This window comes from Streptococcus sp. 2100 (genome assembly GCF_013276335.1).
In the GTDB taxonomy this organism is placed as follows: domain Bacteria; phylum Bacillota; class Bacilli; order Lactobacillales; family Streptococcaceae; genus Streptococcus; species Streptococcus pseudopneumoniae.
On sequence record NZ_VMKV01000043.1, the window covers coordinates 7,501 to 12,518 of the forward strand.

Annotated in this window: 4 protein-coding genes (1 of these 4 running past the window's edge); all 4 read left to right on the forward strand. The window is 42.2% G+C overall.

All coding sequences use genetic code 11. The features are described from left to right. Positions 1 to 1,425: the 3' portion of a threonine synthase gene (gene thrC, locus HT669_RS07150; protein ID WP_050223657.1), read on the forward strand. It extends 60 nt beyond the left edge of the window; 1,425 of the gene's 1,485 nt are visible here — the last part of the coding sequence; its start codon lies off the left edge, out of view; it ends in the stop codon at positions 1,423 to 1,425. A gap of 60 nt (positions 1,426 to 1,485) precedes the next feature. After that, the gene (locus HT669_RS07155) at positions 1,486 to 2,766 is read left to right on the forward strand and encodes an MATE family efflux transporter (RefSeq protein ID WP_050223656.1); all 1,281 of its coding nucleotides are present in this window, start codon (positions 1,486 to 1,488) and stop codon (positions 2,764 to 2,766) included. Positions 2,767 to 2,769: 3 nt separating this feature from the next. Continuing rightward, complete coding sequence (locus HT669_RS07160; RefSeq protein WP_050223655.1) at positions 2,770 to 3,393, forward strand: HAD family hydrolase; 624 nt, start codon at positions 2,770 to 2,772, stop codon at positions 3,391 to 3,393. 162 nt (positions 3,394 to 3,555) lie between these two features. After that, the gene (locus HT669_RS07165) at positions 3,556 to 4,734 is read left to right on the forward strand and encodes a LysM domain-containing protein (protein WP_054393247.1); all 1,179 of its coding nucleotides are present in this window, start codon (positions 3,556 to 3,558) and stop codon (positions 4,732 to 4,734) included. Positions 4,735 to 5,018 lie beyond the last annotated feature (284 nt).

Consider the following 5,018-nt stretch of genomic DNA (forward strand, 5'->3'; position numbering starts at 1 on the left):
ATTTTGCAAGGTTTGGCGACGGACGGCGGTTTGTTTACACCGGTTACTTATCCAAAGGTAGATTTGGACTTTGACAAATTGAAAGCTGCTTCTTATCAGGAAGTTGCTAAGATTGTTTTGTCAGCATTTTTAGATGACTTTACAGCTGAAGAGTTGGACTACTGTATCAACAATGCCTACGATAGTAAATTTGATACTCCAGCTATAGCGCCTTTGGTGAAATTAGACGGTCAATACAATTTGGAACTGTTCCATGGTTCAACGATTGCCTTTAAGGATATGGCCTTGTCTATTTTGCCATACTTTATGACAACAGCTGCTAAGAAGCATGGTTTGGTGAACAAGATTGTCATCTTAACAGCGACATCTGGTGACACGGGGAAAGCTGCTATGGCGGGGTTTGCGGATGTGCCTGGTACTGAGATTATTGTCTTTTATCCAAAGGATGGTGTCAGCAAGGTACAAGAGTTGCAAATGACCACTCAGACTGGTGGTAATACTCATGTTATCGCAATAGATGGTAACTTTGATGATGCCCAAACAAATGTGAAGCATATGTTTAACGATGGGGCTCTTCGTGAAAGATTAGCGGCCAACAAGTTGCAATTTTCATCTGCAAACTCTATGAACATTGGTCGTCTGGTGCCACAGATTGTTTATTATGTTTATGCCTATGCTCAGTTGGTTAAGACTGGTGAGATTGTGGCTGGTGATAAGGTCAACTTCACAGTACCAACAGGAAACTTTGGAAATATCTTGGCTGCCTTTTATGCTAAGCAAATTGGTCTCCCAGTTGGCAAATTGATCTGTGCTTCAAATGACAACAATGTTTTGACAGACTTTTTCAAGACACGTGTTTACGATAAGAAACGTGAGTTTAAGGTAACAACTAGTCCATCTATGGATATTTTGGTGTCTTCAAACTTGGAGCGCTTGATTTTCCATCTTTTGGGTAATGATGCTGAAAAGACTGCTGAACTCATGAATGCCTTGAACACGCAAGGACAATATGAGTTGACAGATTTTGATGCAGAGATTCTTGATCTCTTTGCGGCTGAATATGCGACTGAGGAAGAAACTGCAGCAGAAATCAAACGTGTTTATGAGTCAGATTCTTATATCGAGGATCCACATACGGCGGTTGCCTCAGCAGTTTATAAAAAATACCAAGCGGCTACTGGGGATGCGACTAAGACAGTGATTGCTTCAACAGCTAGTCCATACAAGTTCCCAGTGGTTGTAGTAGAAGCTGTGACTGGAAAATCAGGGCTTGGCGACTTTGAAGCCTTGGCTCAATTACATGATATTTCAGGAGTGGCAGTGCCGCCAGCAGTTGATGGGCTTGAAACAGCTCCTGTTCGTCACAAGACAACAGTGGCAGCTACTGACATGCAAGCAGCGGTTGAGGCTTATCTAGGACTTTAAGACAGAGGGAGTAAACTCGGTTGGGAAACCAACTGAGTTTCTTTTCATCAGGAGGAGAGATTGTTTAAGAAAAATAAAGATATTCTTAATATTGCCTTACCAGCTATGGGTGAAAACTTTTTGCAGATGCTCATGGGAATGGCGGACAGTTACTTGGTAGCCCACTTGGGCTTGATAGCTATTTCGGGTGTATCAGTAGCTGGCAATATTATCACGATTTACCAGGCGATTTTCATCGCTCTGGGAGCTGCTATTTCCAGTGTTATTTCAAAAAGTTTGGGGCAGAAGGATCAATCTATGCTAGCCTATCATGTGACTGAGGCGTTGAAGATTACCTTACTCTTAAGTTTCCTTTTAGGATTTTTGTCCATCTTCGCTGGGAAAGAGATGATAGGACTATTGGGAACGGAGAGGGCTGTAGCTGAGAGTGGTGGACTGTATCTATCTTTGGTAGGCGGATCGATTGTTCTCTTGGGCTTGATGACCAGTCTTGGTTCCTTGATTCGTGCAACGCATAATCCACGTTTGCCCCTCTATGTTAGTTTTTTATCCAATGCCTTGAATATTCTCTTTTCCAGTCTAGCTATTTTTGTACTGGATATGGGGATAGCGGGTGTTGCTTGGGGGACTATTCTGTCTCGTTTGGTTGGTCTTGTGATTTTGTGGTCGCAATTAAAGCTGCCTTTTGAGAAACCGATTTTTGGTTTAGATAAGGAACTATTGACCCTAGCTTTGCCAGCAGCTGGAGAGCGGCTTATGATGCGGGCTGGTGATGTCGTGATCATTGCCTTGGTCGTTTCTTTTGGAACGGAGGCAGTGGCTGGAAATGCAGTCGGAGAAGTCTTGACCCAGTTTAACTATATGCCTGCCTTTGGCGTAGCTACGGCAACGGTCATGATAGTGGCCCGAGCAGTTGGGGAGGATAATTGGAAAAAAGTGGCTAATTTAAGCAAGCGAACTTTTTGGCTTTCTCTGATCCTCATGTTACCCTTGACCTTCAGTATCTATGCTTTGGGTATACCACTAACTCATCTCTATACGACTGATTCTCTAGCGGTGGAGGCTAGTGTGCTAGTGACACTTTTTTCACTACTTGGTACTCCTATGACGATAGGAACAGTCATCTATACAGCAGTCTGGCAGGGGTTGGGCAATGCTCGGCTTCCCTTTTATGCGACAAGTATAGGAATGTGGTGTATCCGCATTGGAACAGGATATCTGATGGGGATTGTGCTTGGTTGGGGCTTGTCTGGTATTTGGGCAGGGACTCTCTTGGATAATGGTTTTCGCTGGTTATTTCTACGTTATCGTTACCAGCGTTATATGAGCTTGAAAGGATAGGAAATGCAAAAAACAGCTTTTATTTGGGATTTAGACGGGACTTTATTGGACTCTTACGAAGCGATTTTATCAGGGATTGAGGAGACCTATGCTCAATTTTCTATTCCTTATGATAAGGAGAAGGTGAGAGAGTTTATCCTCAAGTATTCTGTGCAGGATTTGTTGGAGAAAGTTGCGGAAGAGAGAAAGCTGGATGTGGAAATGCTAAATCAGGTGCGTGCACAGAGTCTGGCTGAGAAGAATGCTCAGGTAGTTTTGATGCCAGGTGCGCGTGAGGTGTTGAATTGGGCAGACCAAACAGGAATTCAGCAGTTTGTTTACACTCATAAGGGAGACAATGCTCTTACCATTCTCAGAGACTTGGGTTTGGAATCTTATTTTACAGAGATTTTAACCAGTCAGAGTGGCTTTACGCGGAAGCCAAGTCCAGAAGCGGCTATATATTTGCTAGACAAGTATCAGCTGAATCCTGATAACACCTATTATATAGGGGACCGGACTCTGGATGTGGAATTTGCCCAGAATAGTGGGATTCAAAGTATCAACTTTTTAGAGTCGACTTATGAAGGAAATCACAGGATTCAAGCGTTAGCAGATATTTCCCGTTTTTTTAAGGCTAAGCGATAAAAAGATTGTGTCAGTTTTGTGACAGAGACCTAACAAACTGTTTCAAGTAACAGAGTTTGTTACAAGGAATAGACAGTTCTGTTAAATAGGCCCGAGAGGGCTTTTTTTCTGCATTTTTTGTGTTATCATAGACAGGTACTCATTTGAAAGGAATAGGAAAGAATGAAGAAAAGAATATTATTAGCTTCAACAGTAGCCTTGTCATTTGCCCCAGTATTGGCAACTCAAGCAGAAGAAGTTCTTTGGACTGCACGTAGTGTTGAGCAAATCCAAAATGATTTGACTAAAACGGACAACAAAACAAGTTATACAGTACAGTATGGTGATACCTTGAGCACAATTGCAGAAGCCTTGGGTGTAGATGTCACAGTTCTTGCGAATTTGAATAAAATCACTAATATGGACTTGATTTTCCCAGAAACTGTTTTGACAACGACTGTCAATGAAGTAGAAGAAGTAACGGAAGTTGAAATCCAAACACCCCAAGCAGACTCTAATGAAGAAGTGACAACTGCGACAGCAGATTTGACAACCAATCAAGTGACTGTAGATGATCAAACTGTTCAAGTTGCAGATCTTTCTCAACCAATTGCAGAAGCGCCAAAAGAAGTCTCATCAAATTCAGAAGTTACAGAGACAGTGACTGCTACAGAAGAAGTGACACCATCTACAGGAACTTCTGTCCCAGAGGAGCAAACAGCCGAAACAAGTAGTGCAGTTGCAGAAGCAGCTCCTCAGGCAATGACTCCAGCTGAGAAAGATGAAACTCAAGCAAGCACTCAAGCTGAATCAGCAGTAGAAGCAACTACAACACCAGTAGAAGAAAAAGCTCCTGAAACAACTGCAACAAGTTCAGAAGCAAAAGAAGTAGCATCATCAAATGGAGCTACACCAACAGTTTCTACTTATCAACCAGAAGAGACGAAGATAGTTTCAACAACTTACACAGCTCCAGCTGCGCCTGATTATGCTGGACTTGCAGTAGCGAAATCTGAAAATGCAGGCCTTCAACCACAAACGGCTGCCTTTAAAGAAGAAATTGCCAACTTGTTTGGCATCACATTCTTTAGTGGTTACCGTCCAGGAGACAGTGGAGATCACGGAAAAGGTTTGGCTATTGACTTTATTGTACCAGAAAGCTCAGAACTAGGGGATAAGATTGCGGAATACGCTATTCAAAATATGGCCAGCCGCGGCATTAGTTACATCATCTGGAAACAACGTTTCTATGCTCCATTCGATAGCAAATATGGGCCAGCTAACACTTGGAATCCAATGCCAGACCGCGGTAGTGTGACAGAAAACCACTATGACCATGTTCACGTTTCAATGAATGGATAAACCAGACTTGGTAATATCATTTTGACGAATGAGATCTAGCTTTCGTGATAGGAAGTAGGTCTTGTTCGTTTTTTATTTGTCATACTCTTCGAAAATCTCTTCAAACCACGTCAGTTTTATCTGAAACCTCAAAGCTGTGCTTTGAGCAACCTGCGACTAGCTTTCTAGTTTACTCTTTGATTTTCATTGAGTATCAATTTGAATGGAAGATGGGAAGTTTCTGTCTTGTAATGATTCAAGCAACATTCTTGCAATCTATTTTACTTTATACTCAATTGTTTTCA

Bases quoted from the DNA above. Each gene is read 5' to 3' on its own strand.
- HT669_RS07160 (WP_050223655.1), top strand. From the start codon at position 2,770: ATGCAAAAAACAGCTTTTATTTGGGATTTAGACGGGACTTTATTGGAC.
- HT669_RS07165 (WP_054393247.1), top strand. From the start codon at position 3,556: ATGAAGAAAAGAATATTATTAGCTTCAACAGTAGCCTTGTCATTTGCC.